This window comes from Bacteroides sp. K03 (assembly GCF_019734355.1).
GTDB classification, from domain to species: domain Bacteria; phylum Bacteroidota; class Bacteroidia; order Bacteroidales; family Bacteroidaceae; genus Bacteroides; species Bacteroides nordii.
Genome location: NZ_JAASHC010000002.1, coordinates 196,360 through 219,069, shown reverse-complemented (window position 1 = coordinate 219,069; position 22,710 = coordinate 196,360). Strand labels below are relative to the sequence as shown.

At 37.9% G+C, this 22,710-nt stretch carries 15 protein-coding genes; 3 read left to right on the top strand and 12 right to left on the bottom strand.

The window, feature by feature from the left end:
* Positions 1-76: 76 nt before the first annotated feature.
* Positions 77-967 (bottom strand): 23S rRNA (adenine(1618)-N(6))-methyltransferase RlmF, encoded by an 891-nt coding sequence (rlmF, locus tag HCG69_RS01980; protein WP_221648645.1) that lies wholly within the window; start codon positions 965-967, stop codon positions 77-79.
* 124 nt (positions 968-1,091) lie between these two features.
* Between rlmF and HCG69_RS01975 the strand changes: the two genes are divergently transcribed.
* Positions 1,092-1,874, top strand: a complete 783-nt coding sequence (locus HCG69_RS01975) for a GNAT family N-acetyltransferase (RefSeq protein ID WP_221648644.1) — start codon at positions 1,092-1,094, stop codon at positions 1,872-1,874.
* 35 nt (positions 1,875-1,909) lie between these two features.
* Here the strand turns inward: HCG69_RS01975 and HCG69_RS01970 are convergent, their stop codons facing one another.
* From HCG69_RS01970 to HCG69_RS01955, 4 genes are all read right to left on the bottom strand, one after another.
* Positions 1,910-3,655 (bottom strand): SWIM zinc finger domain-containing protein, encoded by a 1,746-nt coding sequence (locus tag HCG69_RS01970; protein WP_221648643.1) that lies wholly within the window; start codon positions 3,653-3,655, stop codon positions 1,910-1,912.
* Positions 3,656-3,706: 51 nt separating this feature from the next.
* Positions 3,707-5,935: a restriction endonuclease-like protein gene (locus HCG69_RS01965; RefSeq protein WP_221648642.1), complete on the bottom strand. Its 2,229-nt coding sequence runs from the start codon at positions 5,933-5,935 to the stop codon at positions 3,707-3,709.
* A gap of 14 nt (positions 5,936-5,949) precedes the next feature.
* Positions 5,950-7,902 (bottom strand): MrcB family domain-containing protein, encoded by a 1,953-nt coding sequence (locus HCG69_RS01960; protein ID WP_221648641.1) that lies wholly within the window; start codon positions 7,900-7,902, stop codon positions 5,950-5,952.
* Between the two features lie 108 nt (positions 7,903-8,010).
* Positions 8,011-8,919, bottom strand: a complete 909-nt coding sequence (locus HCG69_RS01955) for a DUF5655 domain-containing protein (protein ID WP_221648640.1) — start codon at positions 8,917-8,919, stop codon at positions 8,011-8,013.
* A gap of 545 nt (positions 8,920-9,464) precedes the next feature.
* On the opposite strand from HCG69_RS01955, the gene HCG69_RS01950 reads away from it, so the two are divergent.
* Positions 9,465-10,619: an HD domain-containing protein gene (locus HCG69_RS01950; protein ID WP_255585281.1), complete on the top strand. Its 1,155-nt coding sequence runs from the start codon at positions 9,465-9,467 to the stop codon at positions 10,617-10,619.
* Here HCG69_RS01950 and HCG69_RS01945 read toward each other — a convergent pair whose 3' ends face one another.
* The 4 genes from HCG69_RS01945 to HCG69_RS01930 all read right to left on the bottom strand — a co-directional run bounded on the left by HCG69_RS01945 (position 10,620) and on the right by HCG69_RS01930 (position 16,510).
* The gene (locus HCG69_RS01945; RefSeq protein WP_025867890.1) at positions 10,620-10,826 is read right to left on the bottom strand and encodes a hypothetical protein; all 207 of its coding nucleotides are present in this window, start codon (positions 10,824-10,826) and stop codon (positions 10,620-10,622) included.
* 126 nt (positions 10,827-10,952) lie between these two features.
* Positions 10,953-13,811 (bottom strand): hypothetical protein, encoded by a 2,859-nt coding sequence (locus HCG69_RS01940; RefSeq protein ID WP_221648639.1) that lies wholly within the window; start codon positions 13,809-13,811, stop codon positions 10,953-10,955.
* A gap of 117 nt (positions 13,812-13,928) precedes the next feature.
* Positions 13,929-14,828 (bottom strand): GNAT family N-acetyltransferase, encoded by a 900-nt coding sequence (locus tag HCG69_RS01935; protein ID WP_221648638.1) that lies wholly within the window; start codon positions 14,826-14,828, stop codon positions 13,929-13,931.
* A gap of 62 nt (positions 14,829-14,890) precedes the next feature.
* On the bottom strand, positions 14,891-16,510 hold the full coding sequence (locus HCG69_RS01930; protein ID WP_221648637.1) for an RluA family pseudouridine synthase: 1,620 nt from the start codon (positions 16,508-16,510) through the stop codon (positions 14,891-14,893).
* Positions 16,511-16,745: 235 nt separating this feature from the next.
* Between HCG69_RS01930 and HCG69_RS01925 the strand changes: the two genes are divergently transcribed.
* Positions 16,746-19,898, top strand: coding sequence for an ATP-binding protein (locus HCG69_RS01925; protein WP_221648636.1), 3,153 nt, complete (start codon positions 16,746-16,748; stop codon positions 19,896-19,898).
* A gap of 63 nt (positions 19,899-19,961) precedes the next feature.
* Here HCG69_RS01925 and HCG69_RS01920 read toward each other — a convergent pair whose 3' ends face one another.
* The 3 genes from HCG69_RS01920 to HCG69_RS01910 form a co-directional block, all read right to left on the bottom strand.
* Positions 19,962-20,834, bottom strand: coding sequence for an SDR family NAD(P)-dependent oxidoreductase (locus HCG69_RS01920; protein ID WP_221648635.1), 873 nt, complete (start codon positions 20,832-20,834; stop codon positions 19,962-19,964).
* 177 nt (positions 20,835-21,011) lie between these two features.
* Positions 21,012-21,449, bottom strand: a complete 438-nt coding sequence (locus HCG69_RS01915; protein WP_221648634.1) for a DUF6078 family protein — start codon at positions 21,447-21,449, stop codon at positions 21,012-21,014.
* Positions 21,450-21,640: 191 nt separating this feature from the next.
* Entirely contained in the window at positions 21,641-22,591 is a 951-nt protein-coding gene (locus tag HCG69_RS01910) for a Dyp-type peroxidase (protein WP_221648633.1), read from the bottom strand.
* Positions 22,592-22,710: the final 119 nt, after the last annotated feature.

The following is a 22,710-nucleotide window of genomic DNA, read 5'->3' as shown; positions in this document are numbered from 1 at the left end:
CGATAGAAAACTGAATGTTAATTTTCTTGTTAACAACGTTAATGAAAATCAGCTTTTTTATATAGTTACTTCCCTGTTAAAATCTCCACGCCAATATCCTGCTGCTTTTTGTTCCTTGCTGCATCCGGATCGTTTTGTATTCAGCTACATCTTCTAATTTTAGTCGGGTATATAGTTTGTCCAGATTCTTCTCTTTAGAAACTAAACTGGTGAACCAGCCACAGTTCCTCTGATATTTCCGGCTTTCGATAATCATATCCAAAAGAAAGCGGAGTTCTCCACCTTTGCACCAAAGTTCATTTGCATTGCCGCCAAAATTTAGTTGGGCTTTGGATACTTTTTTTCCTTTCAAACTGCTAAGCTTGCGTAGTGTTCCTTCTTCCGCTTCTTCTTTGGAACTGTGAAACGGGGGATTACATATGGTCACATCGAAATATTCATCCGGTTGTATTATTCCTTTGAAAATACTCCGGTTGTCCTTTTGTAATCGTAATTCTATCTTATGGACTAATACCGGATTGCAGGTAACAATCTTCCTGGCATTCTCTATTGAGACAGGATCAATATCCGAACCGACAAATGTCCATCCATATTCAGTACAACCAATGATCGGATAAATACAATTGGCACCTACACCAATATCCAGACATCTGTATTTGGGTACTTCCTCTAATGGATTTCCGGAGTTAAGTAAATCGGCAATGTAATGGATATAGTCTGCTCTGCCGGGAATGGGAGGGCATAAATATCCTTTTGGAATATCCCAGTACCGGATTCCGTAATAACTTATTAGTAATGCTTTATTAAGAGCCTTTACTGCCTGCGGATTGAAAAAGTTGATACTTAATGTTCCGTATGGATTGGGTGAAACAAACTTCTTGAGCGGTGGATAATTTTCTGTCAGTTTCGAAAAATCATACTGCCCGTTGTGCCTGTTTCTTTTATGTAATTCGTTTCTTTCTGTCATGGCGGCAAAGATACGGAGAATCTGTTTTATTATTATGGAATAATTTATTAAATTGGCGAAGTAGGATGATGCTATGTTATTATGAATTGCGTATTTTTGCATATACCAATAAAATAAAATAAATATGGAAACGAAATATCTTACTCTAACAAAGGAAAACATAGAGACTGAGCATATTTGTTGTGCCTTCTCTGATAAAAAATGTAAAGAAAGTTATGAGTTGAAAAAAGAGTGGTTGAAAAGAGAGTTTGATAATGGATTTGTTTTCAGACGCCTTGATGAGCGTGCTAAAGTGTTTATAGAATATGTGCCTGCCGAAAAAGCATGGATACCTGTTGATGCTCCCGGTTATTTAATGATAAACTGTTTTTGGGTGTCAGGACAATACAAGGGAAAAGGGTATGGTAAGGCTTTGCTGCAATCGGCCATTGACGATGCAAAAGAACAGGGAAAACATGGTCTGGTTACCGTAGCCGGTACATCTAAATTTCATTTTATGAGTGATACAAAATGGCTCTTGAAACAAGGGTTTGAGACTGTAGATAAACTTCCTTACGGATTTAGTCTTTTAGTCCTGAAGATAAATCCGGATGCATTGAACCCTTCGTTTAAAGTGTGTGTGTCAACCGGAGAATGTGAGGATAAAGATGGGGTAGTCGTTTATTATACCAATCGTTGTCCGTTTGCGGAATATCATGTTCGTAATTCCTTGGTAAACGTAGCTGAAAGTAAGGGAATCCCATTGAAAATAGTGAAGTTACAAACTCTGGAACAAGCACAGACAGCTCCTACACCGGCCACAATATTTTCTCTTTTTTATAATGGGAAGTTTGTCACGACCGATCTGAGTGCGTGTATTGATAAGCGGTTTGATAAAGTAATAAAGATAGAGACACAACCTGGATGATTGTGTCTCTTTATTTGCGATGGACAAATTCCTTCTCAGAAGTTTCTTAAAACTTCCATCATACTTGGGCGTCGTTTATAGGTAACTCTGAATTCTTCAACAATCTCCTGTACCAGTGCTTTACCACCTTTCAGTTTTATCGTTTCTTTCAGAATTCGGGCAATGTATTCATAATGGTTTCTGCCTACATTCTCTTCTGCATATTTGCAAATACTTTTATGGAGAAGTTGCAGAATTTCACCGGAGTAGATTTCTGTCAGATGGTGGGCATAATGGAGCAATGCCTCTATTGATCTGTGGGATGTGTCGGACAACAAATTTAGCAGACTTTCATAATCTTCTTCTTCTGCGTAGATATCTGCTTCATTACATTGTCCCCCAAAATAATATTTGATGAATTTCGTTTGCTTCATCATTGCATTTAAAAATGTTTTCCATTTTTCTTTTGCCACGTACTTTTTCAGTTTGCGATAATAGGCAAGATCACCGTTTTCTAATATAAACAGCTCTTTACATGCATCTATAAGGTCTGGAATATTTTCTGTCTGCTCGTAAATCGACAGTTTATATTCCAGCCATTCTTTTATCGTTCCCAACTCTCCTTTCTTTTGCGCTATTTGTATTCCCTCATTCAGTGTTTTTATCGTTTCATCATATTGTTGGTTTTCAATGTAGCGTTCTACTTCCTGTTTCCTGATTTCCGGTAGGTAGAGATAAAACTTTATGGTGGCTTGTGCCTCTTCTTCACGATGCAGTGCACGTAAAATATCGACTTTATGTTCAATTAGTTTATAAAGTTCCCAACTGTCTTTTCTTTCTTCAATTAATTGATTCACATATGATAAAGCCTCCTCTTTCGTTTGTGTCTCTAATGTTATCAGTTCCAGTAATTGTTCTATATCATAAATGTCATACTCCCTGTAAGCTGATAATTTTTCTATTAGTCTGACTTCCTTCAGAATTTCTTTTTTTAATGTAGCGGATGCATCAGAGTGTTTGATTATATTCATTAGTATTTTTCCTGAACTGTCACAGAAATTAATAATAGCCATTCCGTCATGATACAGTAATTCTTGTTCTATATAGTTTTCACCAATAGATTGTAAAATTTGCAAAGCAATTGAAGCAGCATCCGCAAAATTATGTCGTTCACATAGTAATTCTGCTTTTTTCAGATAACCGTCCAGGTAACAGGACACTTTGTTCCAATCAGTCTCTGGTCCGTGATATCTTCCGTATCTATTTTCGGTTTCTCTATAAGGTACGTTGAAACATTGTTGTATTTCTGTCCGGTAATCCAGACTTGTTTTATTCGTTGTGTTCCGTGCAGGGAGAAATTTTTCTATTAACGCCTGTTTGCATTCAGGATGTCCGGAAGCATATTCCAATATGAAGTTAGATAATTGCTTCGGTGAAATGAAAGATAATATGTCTTTTACGTTAGTGTCTTTCGATATTTTCTTTTGTTTCTCCATGATCTTTACTTCTTTAGCAGACAGGAAACGTTTTTCTTTGGATTTGTTTTCACGAATTACTAATATTACGGCTACTACATGCTTGCAAATATCACCATCATACGGACAATCACAATCCCAATATACAATTTCTTTGCCTTCTATAGAAACCTCTACTTCATAATCCTTTGTTCCTTCTACTTGCGCAATCCATTCACCCGGTTCTGTTTCTTCCAGTTCGGTAACTGTACCACTTTCAAGGTATTCCTCTCCTCGCATCCATATATGTGGAGGTACAAAGTTCTCAAAATTGGATAGTGTCATCATAATAATTCTAATTTTAAGTTGAGAGCGTATCGCTCTGTTATTTGATTGAATCTATAAGATTTCTTTGATAACCTCTGTTATTGAATCATATTCTTTGAAGAAAAGTTTATAATCAATATTGGAGTATCGGATAGGAACGAACTGCTTCACTCCTGTTAAATAGGATGGAGAGGTCAGTTTCATGTAAACTCTAAAATCTGTAGGACTTACATTTTCTTTTGTTTTGATACCTGGGATGTCATTGCGATGTCTTATAGATGCGTATTCAATCCGATACATGTCTCTAATTTTTCCCTCGATTATTGGGACAAAATAATCATATTTCTGAAAATTCAAATGTTCATAAACACCTCCCATCTTGATCTTTCCAAAATAATAATGTATTTCTGTATTTCGTTCTTTAAAATCTTTGAAATAGGAGTGTCCCTTAGAAATGGGTACTAATAAAATACTTCCGGGTTTACTAAAAGTTAACATCATCTCTTTATGAGAAAAAGTCTGTTCTAGAATCTGATAGGTTGGACATTCCCAAATTAATTTTTTGAGAAACTTTCTTAGTAGTTCTTTACTCTCATTATCTTGTGGGCGTAAAGGAAATGCACCTATATTTACTTTTTCAATGGATTTATAAAAATTCATTTTTTCAACAGCACTATCTTCTCCATTTCCAGGGAAAAGAATATATCCTCCAATGACTTCTTTTTTTAGTTGATTTGTAGTTGTATCCTTATAAAAAATAGCGTCTCTATAGCGATGTAATTGATTGATAGCATCGTCTGGTGGAGTGTCCACATTATTTTTAGTGTTTTCTATTCTGTATTTGGCATCAAATAGGTAAGTTAATTTTATACCTTGTTTTATATCACGTCTAGTAAGTTGCAGTATAATATCTGGTTGCTGAGATACAGTATACGATGCAGTATGTGGAATGATAGTTACTTGTTGATCTTGATTCTCAATATTGTTTTTGGGATTATAGCAAATTTCGGCTAATTCAATATTATGCTTGGAAAATATTACCTTTGATAATTCTCCCTTTCCTAGTTGAGTGATGAATTTCTTTTCTGGCTTTTTTGAATAATTGGTTTCTACCTCATTTCCAAGTAATTCTTTGACTATATTTTTAAGTTCAATGAAACACCATATCTCATATAGTTTGGCTATATCTTTTAGTTCTAGACTGTTTGCTCCCTCTTTTAAATCATATCCACAACTAAGCAATATCCAATCATGATAAACTTCAGAATAACCAGTAGCTTGCTTTAAAACTAATGACTCTTGTGTAAATCCATGAAATTCACCTACTGTTCTAAATAAAGGATGATGAGCCAATCTCTTTAGTTCATGTTCTTGATCATTCAGACTAGCAATATATTTTTCTGATAATTGCTTGTATCCCTTAATAATTCTATTTTTTAAATCAGAGAATTTTTCTAAGATGACGTTTACGCAATATTTCAGAAAACGGTTTTCTACTGTATTTATACTAATTGAAGGTACTTCGGTACGATATAGATGGGTTCGATTTTGGCGATGCTCTGCCAATTGCATTTCATGTTGTGGACTTAGATGTTTTAATTGATCAGCTCTTAAATAAAGTTCTCGTTGTACAAGTTGATTCCTTGGCTTATCAATGATACTTTTTACTGCCTGTATGAAGTTATGTTGAATATCTTTAAATAGATTCCACCAAATAATATCTGGAGTTTCTCCTGTATTATCAACTCCGAAAGTATGATATGTTTTCTTTAAAAAGTCGATAGATAGCATTCGATATTCTTTTTCAATATCGTTTATAATCTTCTTTAGATCTTTATGATAGTTTAGTTTAATGGAAAGAACATCATAACAGAGTTGTGAATGTTTTATCTTCCCATTCTTTAGTTTATAATCTATATTGATTTCTGCTTTACCGATATCATTGCCATAGTTTAGGTGTCCAAAAAGTACTCGATTATTCTGATTAAACATAAAGTTGTCCTGAATACTTTTTAAGGGAGTATTAATCCAAGCATCTTCAACTTCTTTCTTTTTAAAACTTATCCAAAATTGATAATCAGTATTTTCAAAAAAGATAGAACGGTATTTTTTCTCTTGCTTCAACTGCTCTCCATTAATTTGCAAAGAGGCATTATTATCCCATTTATATATAGAGTAAAGTGCCTCATCATTTTGTCCTACTCGCATGCAAGTCTGTGCTTTCTTATATGTTTTATTATAAGAAGGACAATAAACCATTAGTTCATAGTCGGGATGATCTAATCTAAGCAGTTCTTCCATTTTGTATTTAGAGATTAACTCCAGAAATCGCAATAATAAGCCATTTCTAGCTTGTTTTTCATTCTCTTTATCTTTTTCAAGGAGATAGAATCTTCTGGTTTGATTCCTCCTTTTTCAATTTGTTTTTGTATGATATCGTATAAATCATCAAGTATTGTACCTATCTTGTTCTTATCTCCTTCGATACGACTTAGTATTTTCATACAAGTAATTTCATCAAGTGCACGAGCGATACACTGTTCCTGTGTGTTTGTTCCTTGATAAGGTAGGTTAGCCAATATATAGAGCAGAAATTCATTGCGTGTGCGATAAGCTATTTGGAATGGACTTTCTTCTAATTTCTTATTTATTTGTTTGAGATATTCGATGATCGAATCGCATACTTCTATATTATTTTCATATACATCATATCCTTCAACAGCTTCGGGTAAAAATGCTTTTGCAGGGATAGGAATTATAGTATCCTTTGTTCTACTGAGACCACTTTTTAAATCTACATTATTCATTTCAATAGTCATGGCACGATCTAGTACTTTGCGGCTAAAGCTATAAGTCGTTTCATCCATATTAACAGTTCCCATCACAATCAAGTTTTGAGGAATCGAAATACCCTGTTCTTTAAATTGTTTTTTCAGTTTCTCTATTTTAGTAGCTACAGCAGAATCGTTCCATCCTTCGTTAGTCCAGAAGTTATGAAATAGTTCCTTCAATATTTGATCTGATACATTTGTTTTCTGGTCAGTTTTATCCCAAGTGATCAAAGGGGGAATTAAGGTGTCTGTTACTATTTTGTTATCTCTTAATTTTCTACTTTCTATCACACTTAAGTACTCTGCAAAATATTGTTCTACAGGGGCAAGATTCATTTCATCTAGACAGAGAAAAAAGGGAGTTTCCTCATAGAACCAAGCTTTTGCTATAAATCTCAAAAAATCGGTTACTATATATTCAGGATGACCAGATACGCGTGTCACATATCCTAATAGTTCGCAGGAATCATGCCAGTTAGGACGTACTGATATAATTTCATAATTAAACGGTTTTTGTGTCTTTTCGGGATCTTCGTTGCTAGTTGCATAGGCCAATTGTCTAATGATGCGAGATTTGCCTGTACCTGAGATTCCAGCAAGTAGAACAAAAGGCTTCGATTTGATAGCGGTGATATATTGCCGTAAGTGAGTTGGAATAGAATGATAGTCTATGTGGGTCTGAAGATTAATCTTTTGCATTTTAGTATTAGGTGTTTCTGTCTGTATAATCATTTGTTTTTTATAGAATTGTATGATTCCCAATAAGTCTTCATTAATAATTGTTGGATCTAAATCATTAATATTATAACTCTTGAATATATAGGAACTTCCATAACGTTTAGGTTTAATTCCTTTTTTCTGGAAAAAGTCAGAAATAGTTTCAGGTGGTGTATCGAAACTCCAATTAATTTCTGGTGGAATAGTTTCACTTAAACCATACGCTAAAATAAGTATATCATATTCTTTATAATAAAGATATACAGGGTAAATTCCATGGCTAGTTGTTTGTCCATCATATAAAAATGAAATCCATGGTATCCGGGCAATATTCCCTTTTCCAAAACTGATTGCAATAGACAAATCTTCTATCTCATTTCTGTAACCTTGAGTCTTTAAGTTATTGGTCTTAGACTGTTCTATAAACTTGATTAGGGTGTCATAGAAATTAAAGTCATTTTTTTTAGAAACAATAGTAAACCCTAATGCTCTTAACCTATTGAAACAAATAGTTTTGTTTCCACCTTCAAAATCTTTTCTGCTGATTTGTGTTCCAGTAGAATATTTATATGCATATTCCATTATAAGTTTTGGTGGATATCTTTTATTATCATATAGGACGTCGTACGTAGATGAATTTGCATTTTTAGGAATGCCATTTTTATCAATATCTGATATAGCATGTATTACTGCTTCTTTGGTGACTTTGTCGAAATCCATAGCTCTTTTATTGTTGACCTTAATTTACGTAATAATCTTAGTAATAACAGACATACTTTTGGAGAACTAACTCTTATTCATTATTGTACTGTGTGTTATTTTCTTATTTTATACAATGGCTTGTTTTACTAAACTCATTATATATTCCAGATTCACATCACTCTCTATTTTTATCATATAGTCTCCATTTCCCCAGTGCCCTACAGTAGATACATCATGCGCCAATGATTTACTATCATCAAGTTTGCCTTTGCTCATGTTGATAAATATTTTCAAACTATTCTTTTGTACTTCTATATCACAAAAATTACTATTGTTCTTTTTAAAAGCAACATAAAGTTTCTGTGGTTTTACCTCAATATCTGTTGAGAGATTAAGGATTGCGTTTTTATATTTCTCATATAGTTCTACAATGTGGTCCGATTTTCCTTGTAGATGTTCTGTTTCAGTGTACGCTTTTATTTCATTAGAGATCTGTTGATACTTTGGGCTTCTTTGTAAAATTGGCATGATACTCTCTGTAGCATTTGTTTTGTGGATGGGATTGATAAAAATGAGTTCACCTTCATATCGTTTTATCTCCCAAAGTTCGATAGCCAAGTCTTTGAAGTTTACAGCCTCTTTTTGATTTTCAGTAAAGCTTGGCGTAACAAATGCTACGCGCGATTGCGACCAATCCACATCCGTTCTTTTTAGACTCCTTTGCTTATTCTCGTTATATTCTAGTATAAAATCAGCTTTATTGGCGAGCATTAAACTTAAATAAGTAAGTCCTTGGTCAAAAACACTACTATTTCGTTCTCGCTTGTACTCAATGATGACAAACCCCTTACTCTGCGGATCAAATCCCAACGTATCAATACGTTTATTCTTGATCGTAAATTCCGATTTTACTAATTCAAGTCCCATGATGGCAGATAGATTATTTTCAAATAATCGCTGTATTTCACGCTCCAATTTGAAAGGTTTTTCTTTTAGATTGGATAACTGAGTAGAGGTGTTTTTATATAAAGGCATAGCTTTATCCTATTTTCTGAAATTATATATTAGAGATTAGTTTTCTTAAAATTACAAATATAGGTATAAGATTTTATTGATAAAAGGATGTGAGAGTTTTTTTCTGATTAATCGTGAGAAGAGAGTTGAAAATACGATATTATGAATTTTTTCTGTTATGAAACATTTTATTCGTTTTCTTTTGCTTGTCCGTTTTTATAATATTAAAGATAGATATAGTATTATTGAGAGAAGAGGACTTTCACGGAAAGCATATAAAAAAACGGTACCCCGATTCACATCGCAGCACCGTCACAACACAAACACAAAATAAAACACGACAAAACTACTATGCAATCTTACCTGTCTATGCCGGGGAGGCATGCGAATGCTGCGATATGGATATTCACATATGCATAAAGAGCTTCAGGCTGATTTGCATAATATAAACGCAAAGGGATTTTTTTTGTTCAATAGGAAGTATAAAAAAAGTGATTTTATAGGAGTAATTATTGTTGTACCTCATAAAAACGTTACTTTTGTTTCTTTAAAAGACAGAAATGCGTATGGAACCCAGAGAACTTATCAACTTTATGGCTGTTGCCGAGAGACTAAAGTGTAATACACGCCATTCGTGGACATCAACCTATCGCCATGAGAGCGTAGCTGAGCATAGTTGGCGACTTACTTTACTGGCATATTTTGTACAGGATGAATTTCCTGAGGCTGATATGAATAAAGTGATTCAGATGTGTATTCTTCATGATTTGGGCGAGGCTATTACAGGAGATATTCCTGCTTTCTATAAAACGCAAAAAGACGAAGAAGTTGAAGACCGTAAGATTGAGGAGTTGTTTGATACGCTACCTCCTTTTTATCGGGATAAACTATTGCCGTTGTTTCGGGAGATGGGGGAACTTGCAACGCTGGAAGCAAAGATATATAAGGCCTTGGATAAAATGGAAGCTATCCTTCAACACAATGAAGCGGATATCTCTACCTGGATTCCTTTGGAATATACTGCCAATCTGGAGTATGGAGCAGAGAATGTAGCGTTTTCTCCTTATTTGAGACGGTTGAAGCAGGAACTCTATAATGATTCGGTTCGGAAGATTGAAAATGTACCTGAACAGGGGGAAGGTAACAATAGTAGATTGGTTGATTTGACACTGAAGGTCACTCCGAAGATGATAAAAGATGCACAGGGTAATGAGAACAAGGCTTTTACAGGACATTTAGGCACTCATTTTGATGTGATGAATAAAGAATTCCCTTTGAACTATACGGAACGAAAAGCTATCGTTTTTGATGTGAGTTCCATATCCGGCAGGGATATAGAGGTGCAGGATATTGATCTTTCTAAAGTGAGGCCCGATATGTTTGTTTCTTTTTATAGCGGATATATTGAAAGGGAAAGTTATGGTAGTAAAGCCTATTTCTCAGAACATCCGCAATTGTCGGATGAACTGATAGAGAGATTGTTGGACAGACATATTTCTATAATAGGAATTGATTTTGCCGGTGTGAGAAGAGGGAAAGAGCATACACCTAAAGACCAGTATTGTGCTGATAAAGGAGTTTTTATCATAGAAAATCTCTGCCGTTTGGGACAGTTATTGGTTGGCGATGAGAAGTCTGCTGAATTTATAGCCAATACATATCCTATGAATTTTGCAGAGATGAGCGGTTTGCCTTGTAGAGTTATAGCTAAAAGAAAGTGATTAAAATTTAGTCAGACGCTTGGGAGAACCGTGCCAGGAACATCCCAGGCAATATATTTCTGTCATATCAAATCCTTCTGTTGAAGCTTCTGCATCTTTGGGAACCACTGTTCCTTCTTGGGTAATATATACTAACAGGCGTTCGCCTTGTTCATTTTTAACATACATGCCAGCGATTTTACACTGGGGACAAAGTAATTTTCTCATTTTGTTATCTTATGGTTTACGCCTGCAAAGATAGGTTATTAATCTTTGCAGGATTGCTTCATTAATTTTCTTTAAGTAGGTTCCTGTCGTTGAGGTTAACTTTAACTCTTTCAAAAAGAATATCCGTTAGAAACTAACTGAAAACAACATTTCAGCCTGGAAGTTTCCATAATCAATCGGTTTAATTAATCGTACTCCGGTAGTAAGTGGATAGCTCATGCGTAATACATTCCAGTCGAATATAAGATCGGCACCGTAAGAGCTTTGTGTAGTCCATGCGCTCTTACGGCTGGCTTGATTGCGTGACAGATCGTAGAAGAGGTTAGCACGTAATCGGCGGATGTAAATCAATGGTCCGATACTTAGATCCGGTGACAGGAGAGGAAGAGCATAATCAGCTTTGAAAGCCCATTGTTGCTGGGTTTGATATTGAAAATTATATCCGCGTGGCTTTTCCAATAAGTGTTTGGGAAGATACAATGCTTTGTTGTCCAGGTCTTGATACTGATAGCCGAAGCGGAGCATTAAGCCATGGTTGCGTACAATGCCGGGCCAGTAAGTAGTAAGCCGGGCAGCATACAGACTTCCATAATTTTCTGTATTGAAGGGTGTCATCAGGTACTGTAACCGAAGCTGGTAACCGTTCCGGGGAAGAATATCCCGCTGGGCCTTTCGTCTGTAATTATAGAACAGGACTTCCGGCAGGATGTATTGAAAGTTACGAAACTTCTGCGTACTGTATTCCTGGTACTTATTATTGGTAAAATAGTAAGTGAATGCTGGTTGTATACCTCTGATCCGTTGATTTCGTGTCAGATTAAAGGGGAGATAGACACGAGCTTCAGCTTCCAGCAGATTGCGGTTGGTATAATATCCTTGGGTCACAGCCTGTCCCTTTTCATTCTTTTTCCAGGCCATATTAAAAGCCTTGTCGCCATAATCGGCAGCAAGGTCGATGACCGGGAACCATCCTTGATAGGTAAAAGATAATTTTCCGTGATGATACCCTTTGTGATAATACCAGCCTGCCTGCATGATGGCAGTATTCAGCGTATTCTGAGACATGATTGTAGCCCCGGGCTTAACAATTGTGCTGAGATCCGAAGCACTGGTATTCATAGCTTCTGCCACATCATAATAGAATGGGGCCCAGCTGTGGATTTTGAATGTATGTACTCCTTTCCGATAACGCTCCGGTTGGAAATCGACTGCCTCCAGACGCGCAGAGTCAAGGTTGAATTGTTCTTGTGCAGCCAATGTCTCTGTGAAAGGCATAGAGACGGGTTTCCCGAAATCGGTCCTTTCAAACAACAGGCTGTCTGCAGGTAATGAAGCAATCCGGTATCCATTTGCCTGATAGTCGGCAAAGAATAAGCGATTGTCCGATCTGGAAAATGAGGGATCGAATGCCCCGAATCGTGCATTAGTCAGGCGATATACCTGATTATTTGCCGGGTTTAAGCAATATATATTGTTAGTACCGTTGGCGCCCGATTCAAAATAGATTTTTCCGTCCTTCCAGATTGGTGAAGTGACATTGACAGAGGTGGTTTGTAGTAGTTCTTTCCATATACCGGAGGAAGGATCAAATTGAAATAGAGTGATTCCTGCATCCGTAACGGTTATTGCAGTAATCTTGTCATCCGCTCCGAATGTCAGTTCCTTGATGAACGCATTCTCCGGAACGTCAAAAGACCGGAGTTCTTTTCCATCTTCCAGGTTGACTAATACAAGCTGATTCTTTCCGGCAATTGTGCTTCGCGAAACTGCGGCTATCTGTCCGTTTTTATCAATAGAAGGAGCGAGGTAACGTTGGCGGGGAGCAACCGTTTTTATCCGGTCTTTATCCAGATCGTAGTATTTCAGTACGGAATAGTTTTCATGGGTCCAGCGGATACCCGGAACTATTTCTGTCCAGTAGATACGATTGTTGTGGAAATCTAACCGGCTGTTGATACTGCCTATATAGCTCAACCGTTTTTCTTTTCCATTGCTGATGGCTACTAAAGAATTAATATCTTTCAGTCCCGATTTGACAGCTATCACAACAGAGTCATTGATAGCCAAAGGATACCTGTAAGATGTGTAGGTTTTATTGTCGGGTGACAGATATGCCGGAACAATGACAGCCGTATCCTGTTTTTTCCATCCTTCCCTTAAAAAGTCGAATGTGTCGTGATAGAGTCGTTTGAAACTACTTCCCGTGTAGTGTTTAAATGATCCTTCAAAAAGTATATTACCGGTATACCGGGTTGTACTTTTATCCCAAATATCACTTCCATAACGCTGACGGGCATAGGAAGTCATATCATATCCCAGTGCATAATATGTACCGGTATAGTTTTTGTATGAACCTAACAGCCATTTATCAAAAGAGTAGAATTTGTTTCCTCCCAGCATTTGTGCCCGGTAAGCCATATTGAATTCAGGCAATCGTCCTCTGCCTCCGTTGGACATGGCTGTTTCTGTACCTACGGCATCACCTTCGAGAAACCACACTGGTAGGAAGAATGCAGCAACTCCCGCAGCCTGTTCGCCTATCAGATAATAGAATGGCTTGAAAATGCCACGCATTACTTTTCCTGTCTGGAATACGTGCCGGGATTCGTGTAATACCAGATGTTTATCCCACCTTTGAATACCTAAATCAGAAGATGGAGTAGTGATGAGCTCCATACGGCGGGGAGCCCACGATACCATGCCGTTGGATATCATATTGGCAGGGTGCAGGATAACGGGAAACTTTGCCTTTATGGGTTTTCCGATTGTTTTTTGTATGTGCGGATAAGCATTTTCCAGGTAGAGGGCATAGCGGTAGGCCATGGAATCTGTTCCTTGCGGATAAACCAGGTTATAATGAGGCAATCGGACTATATTCCATTTGAACCGGGCGGGGTCTGAACCATAGTCCATGAATTGGGCATGCAAACCGGATGAGGCCAGCAGGCAGACAAAGAGAAGAGTCAGGTATTTTAATTTTGACATTTAAAGTCTTTATTGGATTATCAGGACACAAAACTATAAAAAATAAGTTTTTTAGTTCTTTAGTTTATGAGTTTTTTAGTTGTATACTCTCATATTGTGACTCACAAACTTGCAAACTTACAAACTCTTATACATCACAAAATTAGTCATTTTAATATCGCCTATAGATACTATCTGCTCTTTTTCTGTTATATATCCTTGTTTTTCAAAGAAAGGGTGAGCGGTAATACTGACTTCTGAGTGGATAGACACTGCCTGATGGAGACGAGCATACTCTTCTGCTTGGCGTAAAAGGAGAGAAGCTATGCCCTGATGCTGGAATTGCGGGTGAACAAACATACTGTGCAGATAGCCGTTGGCATTGATAGAGGTGAAACCAACTGTCTGGAAGTGTTTCGTCTCTTCGGCGAGTATGAAATACAAATCACTTTGAAGTAGTTCCCTCCAACGTTCCGGGGTTGCTCTTTCAAGCCATGCACGGATTTGTGGAGCGGTGTAGTGCAGCGAACAGGTGTTGAGAACACTTTGTTCAAACGTAGCATGCATGGCACAAATGTCTTCAGGCTCTGCTTTTCTTAACCGGATGTTTTTCAGTTGCATATGCAGAATTGGGAATGGTTTTCCCGTACTGTCCAGATCGTCCCGACTGATGATTTCAAACCCTCTGTTCTGATAGAATCGGAGTGCCTGCCCGTTCTGCTCGTTCACATCTACTTTATGTATCTGTTTTTGGCGTATTGCAAATTCTATTAATTGTTTGCCATATCCATGTCCCTGTTCATCAGGATCTACAAACAACATTTCGATGAGGCTGTCACTCAATCCCATGAAAGCGGTTATCTGTCCGGAATGATTACGGATCGTGTAGAGTTGTACCGCCGGAAAATATTCATGGCGTACTAAGGGCTTATAAAACCGTATATCTTCTTCGGATAGAAAGTGGTGAGAACTTCGTACTGCTCTTTCCCATATTTGGAGGAGGACATCGTATTCTTGTGTATTAGCTTGATTTATCATAATTGTCTTCGTTTATAAATGCGTGGCGTAAATATAGAGGTTTCCTGTCAGATCAGAAAATGTTAGAAATCCGCTTTTCTTTCAATACGAATGATCTCTCCGGAAACCGGATGTACAAACTCCAGGTATTCGGCATGCAGATAAAGCCGGTCTGCTTGCTTTCCATAGAGCTCGTCTCCCGTAATAGGGCAGTTAAGACCAAGCGGGTGGGCGGCATGAACACGTAATTGATGCGTCCGTCCGGTGAGTGGATAGAAAGCTATACGTGTTTGAGATTCATTGCGTTCGAGAACCTGATATTTGGTGATGGCGGTTTTACCATACTCTTTATTTACTATCTGCCGGGGTCTGTCGAGAGGATCCGGACAGAGTGGAAGATTCAGAATGCCTTCATCCGGTGCGATGATTCCGTCCAGTAAAGCAATATAACGCTTCTTTACTGTACGATTTTTGAACTGTGCCTGCAGATTCTGATGTGTCTCTTTGGTTTTGGCAACAAGCAGCACTCCCGAAGTAGCCATATCCAGACGGTGTACAATCATTGGGCCTGTAGCATCAGGATATTGGGTTCTCAGGTGTTGATAGACAGAATTTATTTCTCCTTTTCCGGGCACGGAAAGCATGCCGGCGGGTTTGTTGACAACAAGCAACTGCTCATCTTCAAAAAGAACTTCGAGTGTTGTCTTCTTGTGAAGATCGTTCGATAATGGATTGGGCTCTACATTCAGCCCTTGTAACATATGCTTCAGAATAGGTTCACACTTTCCTTTGCAGGCTGGATAGTAGTAACCATGGTGGCGTATCTCTGCTTTTGGAGAGTTGCCCCACCAGAATTCGGCCATGGCAATGGGTTTGAGTTGGTGCAGATAGGCATATTGTAATAGTTTGGGAGCAGCACATTCGCCGGCACCGGCAGGAGGCGTCTTCTGTATGGTCTGTTTGAAGATAGTACATAGATCTTTTATTTCTCCGTTGGCATTCAGCATTTTGAATTGTTCAAAAAGCTTTTGTTGCAGGGCTGCCGACCGCATTTTGCGTTCGTTTTTGAGAGCTTCTATTTTTGCTGTATAATCATCTGTTTCCTTTTGCAGGGCAGTAATGCGAACTTTCCAATGCTTTTCCAGTCGTTTGAACTCTGCTTTCTGATGCTGGCTTTCGCGTATCATAGCTGCTTGTTCTGCCTCATCGGGATTGTTTATACGTCGAAGTTCACGTGCTTCTTTGGCTGCTTTCAAAGCTGCCTTAGCCTGAGTTATAGCTTGTCGGTTCAGAATGTTTTCTTCGCTCAGTTTCTGTTTGAGTGCCAGATAATAATTATCTTCCTGCAACTGTCTGATCTGAATGTTGATGGCAGAGATTTTTTCTTCTTCTATTCTGAAAAATCCGTCGGGTTGGAGTAAATCATATACAGGAGGTACGAAGTAGGAGTGTAGGTTTTTGCCGGCAAGGTTTCCGGAGAAAGCTGCCAGATAGCCTATCTCACCATCAGGGGTTTGTGCCACTAATACTCCGAACATTTTTCCTTGCTGCAATTCCTGTTCCCATTGTTTCTGGGTTTTGATATAGTACTGTACTTCTTCTGTGGCTATCAGGCAGAGCGGATGTGGCGTATAATGAAACGGATATGTAAATTGCTCCGGCAGGGGCAAGTGGGTAACTTTGTGAATGAAAGGATGCAGCATATGGTTTCTTGTTTCCGGGTTGTTATAACGCTTTGCAAAATAAATTCTATTTAAGCAGTATTGCAAGTATCATCGAATAAAATACGGTAAACTTTGCATATTAGTTTGGATTGGTGTTTATTATTAATAAAATGTATATTGTATAGTGCTTTTGTTGGAAGAATATTGCATCGTTCATTTCTTTTTTGATAATTTTGTCGCTGCATAAGCTGACAAACTGATATATTAATTTTTTATGATACTTATTTCTTGCATTAAATCTTTTCCTGTGGTCGTAATCAAACGATGCCTTCTTCTTTTTTTATGCCTGCTATCTGTAAATTTAATAATTGCCCAGAACGATACAGCCTACAAGAAAGGTTATATTCTTGTTATCAATGCATACACAGAAGCAACCTCCTGGAGTAGTCGTATGATTTCGGCAACTACTCGGTTTGTGGCAGAAGATCCTCAGTTGGCTGTTTATACCGAGCATATGAATATGATGCTGATAGATGATGATGCGACCGATCTGGAAGAATTCAAATCGGCTCTTTTTGAAAGATACGGTGCTTATCCTCCACGTCTGCTACTGTTACTGGGGGATCCTGCTCTATTGTTAAAAGAAGATTTTAAAAGAGTATGGGGAGATATCCCGATGGTGCTTTGTGCCGAAAAAGATTATACAGGCCCCGACAAATATTATTTGCATAAGAAAGTAATTCCACAAGCAGAACGTATTCCCATTACTCAGTTGGCAGACCCGTATAATTTGGTTCTTTTGTATTCGGATTTGTATATAGAGAAAAATGTGGAGTTGATATCTCAAATGATTCCTGATATGAAAAAGTTTATTTTTATAGGAGATGAACGTTTTATTAATGTAATCAATGAGGTCGAAGTCAGAGAGGTTATAAAAGAGAAATATCCTTCTGTTGAATATGAATATTTATCTCCTCAGATACTACCTATAAATCTGTTGGTTGATTCGTTGTATCGTGTTAATGCAAAGACTACTGGAATATTATTTTCTTCATGGTATTATAAGCGTACATTTGCAGGTAATACTTCGCTTGTTACAAATGCTCATAAAGTGATCACTACAGTGGCTGCCCCTTTGTTTGTTCTTAATACAATTGGCGTTACTGCCGACGGTGGAATGGTTGGTGGCTATGTGCACGACTGGGAACGTTATGATAAAGAGCTTATACGTATTTTGTCAGAAGTACTTGAAGGCAGACAACCGCGTAATATTCCTTTTTATCGTTCTGTGGATGGCGTGCCGGTTATTAATTACAAAGCCTTACTGCGAAAGGATATATCGCCTTCTTTGTGTCCTGAAAATACGCACTTTCTCAATAAACCTCTTACTTTTTGGGAACAATATCATTACTTCATTCTGGGGGCTTCATTTTGTATTCTTGTACTCATTTTATTTTTTACATTCCGTATTCGTACATTAAAAAGACTCAGAGAAATTCAGCAAAAAGAAATAGATACGATGGCCGATTATAAGAATCTGGTAAATAATATGCCTATACTCTATATGCAGGAGGAATTGGTGCTGAATAAGGCCGGAGTTCCGGTTGATATGATATACCGGAATGTAAATTCTCATTTTGAGAATAACTTCTTTCGTCGGGAAGATGCGGTCGGTAAGAAGGCAAGTGAATTGTTTCCCGAATCTCTTCCTGAGTTTTTACATTTTACTCAGAAGGCACTGACTGAGAACAGGGCAATCACATTCCCTTATTATTTTAAGAAGATTGATACATTTTATGATGTGGTGCTGAAAGGAACTCGTAATTCTGGGATAATCGATGTATTTTGTATGGATAGTACGGATTTGCATAAAGCACAGCAGAAGCTGAGCACTACAAACAATAAGTTGGCGATGGCACTTGATGTGGCGAATATTGTTCCCTGGAAGTGGGATTTGATAAGCAAAACTATTTTATGTGATATCAACAGGCCGATAGAATTGAGTACAGTGGAAAGTGATGTGCCCGAAGAGCAGTTGGCAGTACCCGATTCACAATACTTCTCGAAGATATACAAAAAGGACCGTAAGAGGGTAGAACAGGCATATCACGATCTGATAGAAGGTAAATCGGATAAAGTGAAAGAGGAGTATAGGGTGGTAAATGTAGAAAACCATGTGCACAAGATAGATTGGGTGGAAGCACAGGCAGCCGTGCAAGAACGTGATGAAGAAGGAAACCCGGTCACACTGATCGGTTCGTCACAGGTCATAACCAATCGTAAGAAGATGGAGTTGGAACTGACTACTGCAAAGAACCGTGCAGAAGAATCCAATCGCCTGAAATCTGCTTTCCTTGCCAATATGAGCCATGAAATCCGTACTCCGCTGAATGCAATTGTCGGTTTTTCGGGAATACTGGCCTCTACGGAAGAAGAACAGGAAAAGCAGGAGTATGTCAGCATTATTGAGAATAATAATGAATTATTGCTACAGCTAATCAGTGATATTCTGGATTTGTCGAAGATAGAAGCAGGAACATTAGAGTTTCATTATTCTAATGTAGAACTGAATAGTGTGATGAAGGAGCTGGAGAGTGTATTGCAGTTGAGGTTAAAATCGGATACTGTTTGTCTGGAGTTTGTACCGTCATTGGATATATGCCCTGTTCATATAGAGAAAAACAGGCTTTCACAATTGTTAATCAATCTGATAACAAATGCGATAAAATTCACATCGGAAGGGAGCGTTCGCTTTGGCTATGAATTGCAGGGAAAAGAGTTATACTTCTATGTGTCCGATACCGGATGCGGTATTCCGAGAGATAAGCAGGAGAGTATTTTCGGGCGTTTTGTGAAGCTGAATAATTTTGCACAGGGAACAGGACTGGGGTTGTCTATCTGTCAGACATTGGTAAATCATATGGGAGGTTGTATTGGCGTTGAATCTGAAGAAGGTAACGGGTCAACTTTTTGGTTTACATTGCCCTATAAGCCTGCGGGACAGGAGGAAATAAGCGAAAAGAAGGAATATCAGCCTATATCTGTGGAAAAGGATAAACTGACTATCCTGATTGCCGAAGATAATGATAGTAATTACAAGCTTTTTGAATCGATTCTGAAGAATGATTATCAGTTGATTCATGCCTGGGATGGACAAGAGGCGGTAGATATGTTTAGAAAAGAAGATCCGCAAATCATCCTGATGGATATCAATATGCCTGTGATGGATGGCTATGAAGCTGCACAGGAAATTCGTAAATATTCGGCTAAAGTACCTATCATCGCTATTACTGCATTTGCATATGCTTCGGATGAACAACGTGTGATGGAAAGTGGTTTCGACGGATATATGCCCAAACCGATTAATGCCCGCCAGTTACGGGCACAGATAAAAGACATAATGCAGAAAAGAATTGTACTATTGTAGCTGAAACTCTTTTCTGCCTAGGTTTAATATCGTTCAGTGGAGAATAAAAGTTGTGGAATGTTTTTATTCCATATAAATCATCTTTTTGGTCATTCCTCCGTCGATAGTAATGTTTTCACCATTGATGAAGTCATTCTCTTCCTGGCTTAAGAACAGGCACATCCGGGCAATATCTTCTGGTTTTCCTACGCGTCCCGAAGGATGTTGTGCATGATCTTCCGGGCGAAGTTGTTCGTAATTATGATTCTGTATCCAACCCGGAGCAATGGAATTGACGGTTATATGCCATTCAGAGAGTGAGAGTGCCAGTGCGTGGGTAAGTGAATAGATGCCACCTTTGGATGCTGCATAAGCTTCACTGCCTGGTTCGCTCATTAAATAACGGGTGGAACAAATATTAATGATTCGTCCGAATGGATTCGAGGAGGTTTGAGCTTTACGGTGGATAGCCAGCAGGCGAGATGTGATAAATGCCGGACGCAGGTTGACAGAGAGTATCTTGTCGAAATCTTCTATGTTTGTTTCGGTAATGGGAGAAAATTCGCTGATACCTGCATTATTGATAATAATATCAATATCGCCCCAGAGCATAAAAATGCGTTGCATGCAATGTTCGAGTGCTTCTTTTTCACTTATATCCACCTGATAAAATGTCGCTCCGGTCTCTTTTGCAGTTTGTTGCCCTGCTGTCTCATTTTTATCGCAGAACGCCACCTGGTAGCTTTCTGCAGTACAAAATGCCATTACAATAGCTTTACCAATCCCTGTGGCACCTCCGGTCACGAATACTCGTTTTTTTTTCTTCTCCATGACTGGCTTAACCTGTTTATTCCGGTTCATTGTACTTGTTGGCTTGCCATATTTCCGGGCTCTCTCCCAAGCTGCTTTTCTTGCTTCGTATTGTTCGTACTGCTTTTCTATATAATTATCTGCCATATCTGTTCTTTCTTCCAATGAGTAAATATAGTAAAGGGGCTTTTAAAGTGTTTCATTCTATTTCAATACGTTGAGAAACTAGTTTCAACCTATTGAGAATTTATTCTCAACATATTGAGAAACTTTTCTCAATATGTTGAAACAGTTGTTTCATATAGGTTGAGAATAAATTTCGTTTTACCATTCATATTGTTCTACGTATTCATCATATACAGGTTCATCCATTATCCCTTTTTTGCGGAATAACTGTCGGATGTATTTTTGTTCAGAGGGAGTGATAAGTTGTTCTTTACGTCTGAAGCGGTAATAAGCATTTCGTCCGAAGTGTTCAAGCATCTGTTGTTTGATGACGACTGCATCACTATGCGGAACTTTATCCAGTAAATGTATGATACCTGATGCATAACGCAATAACTGGTCCACCTTAAAAAAAGAACAGTTTTCTCCACCGTTAATAGTTGCGTATGCCGGATTCACTATGTTGATAGTATCCCGTTTAGATGGGATATGGAGCGCTACCTGATGGCGTAGACAGTCTGCTGCATGTGAGCATTGCTTATTGAGGCAATGAGTGAAGTTACCGGGTACTGAGTTATAATCAAAATTGGTTTTCATATATATTCTTGATAAGTAAATTTATTTGAGTGACTTTCTTAACAAAGGTACTCAAAAGTTCTATAACTACAAAGAACTGACAGAGAATCATTATGAATAAAACGATAGGACTGTGTTATGAAGAACAAAGAGGATACTTAAAAATAAATATCCTCTTTGTTCTTATTATAAAATCAATAATGCCGGAATAATCACTCGCCAAGTTCGGAAAGCAAATCGTATGAGGGAGCGAAAAAGAGTGTCCCTGTTACCGGTGTACTGAAATCCAGCAGGCGGTCGGTATTACCAACAGGACTGCCTATAAACATATTCTCCAGCATTTTCCGGGTAGTACTGAACGTACTGGCGTAACCAATAAAGTAGGTTCCGTATTCTCCTTTTGAGGTATTGGCAAATGGCATATTGGCTCGTACTATTTTCAAATCGTCTCCAATGTTAGTAACTGCATTGTGGGCATTCTCCGGTTTTTCCTCGTCCGACAATTCAACATCATTGAACTTGTGACGGCCGATAACCTTTTCCTGTGCTTCTACCGGGAGTGCATTCCAGGCAATCATGTCATGAATGTACTTTTGTACAAACACGTAACTACCTCCTGCAAAATCTGGATCTTCATTACCAATGGCTGCAAAATAGTAGGGATTTTCGTCTACGGCGGGAGATTCTGTACCATCTACAAAACCGATAATTGCTTTTCCGTCCATGTATCTGAACCCATGAGTTTCGTCAACAGATTCGACAACTCCTTTCAACTTTTCATCAATAATAGAGGCAAATTCAAAGCATAACCCCATTTGTCTGGCTCGGATGTGTAGTAAGATATCTCCTGGAGTAGATACTGCTGTATATTTATCCCCTTTTATTTCTTTGAAGGTACTTAATTCTTTAGGTTTGGCTTTTTCTGGAAATAATTGGCTCCATGCATCAGCTCCGAAACCTATCGTACAACTGAATTGCATATCAGGGAAACGATTACGCATGCTGCGTATCATTGCAGAAAAGTTGGCACATACATCTTTTACTTTTTCGATTGTATCTGCCGAGTGTTTTAGACTGTAGACAATGAATATAGCGTTCTCTCCCGGTCTTGCAGTTACATCTTGCGGGATATTTCCATCAAATGAATTTTGATATGTGTTCATACTTCTTTTTAATTAGTTATTATTATTGTAGTTGATTTTGATACAGTTGTTTTATTAATATAACTCCATAGTTACAAGTTTGTTCTACTTATTGGGTAACTTATAAATCTATAGAACTG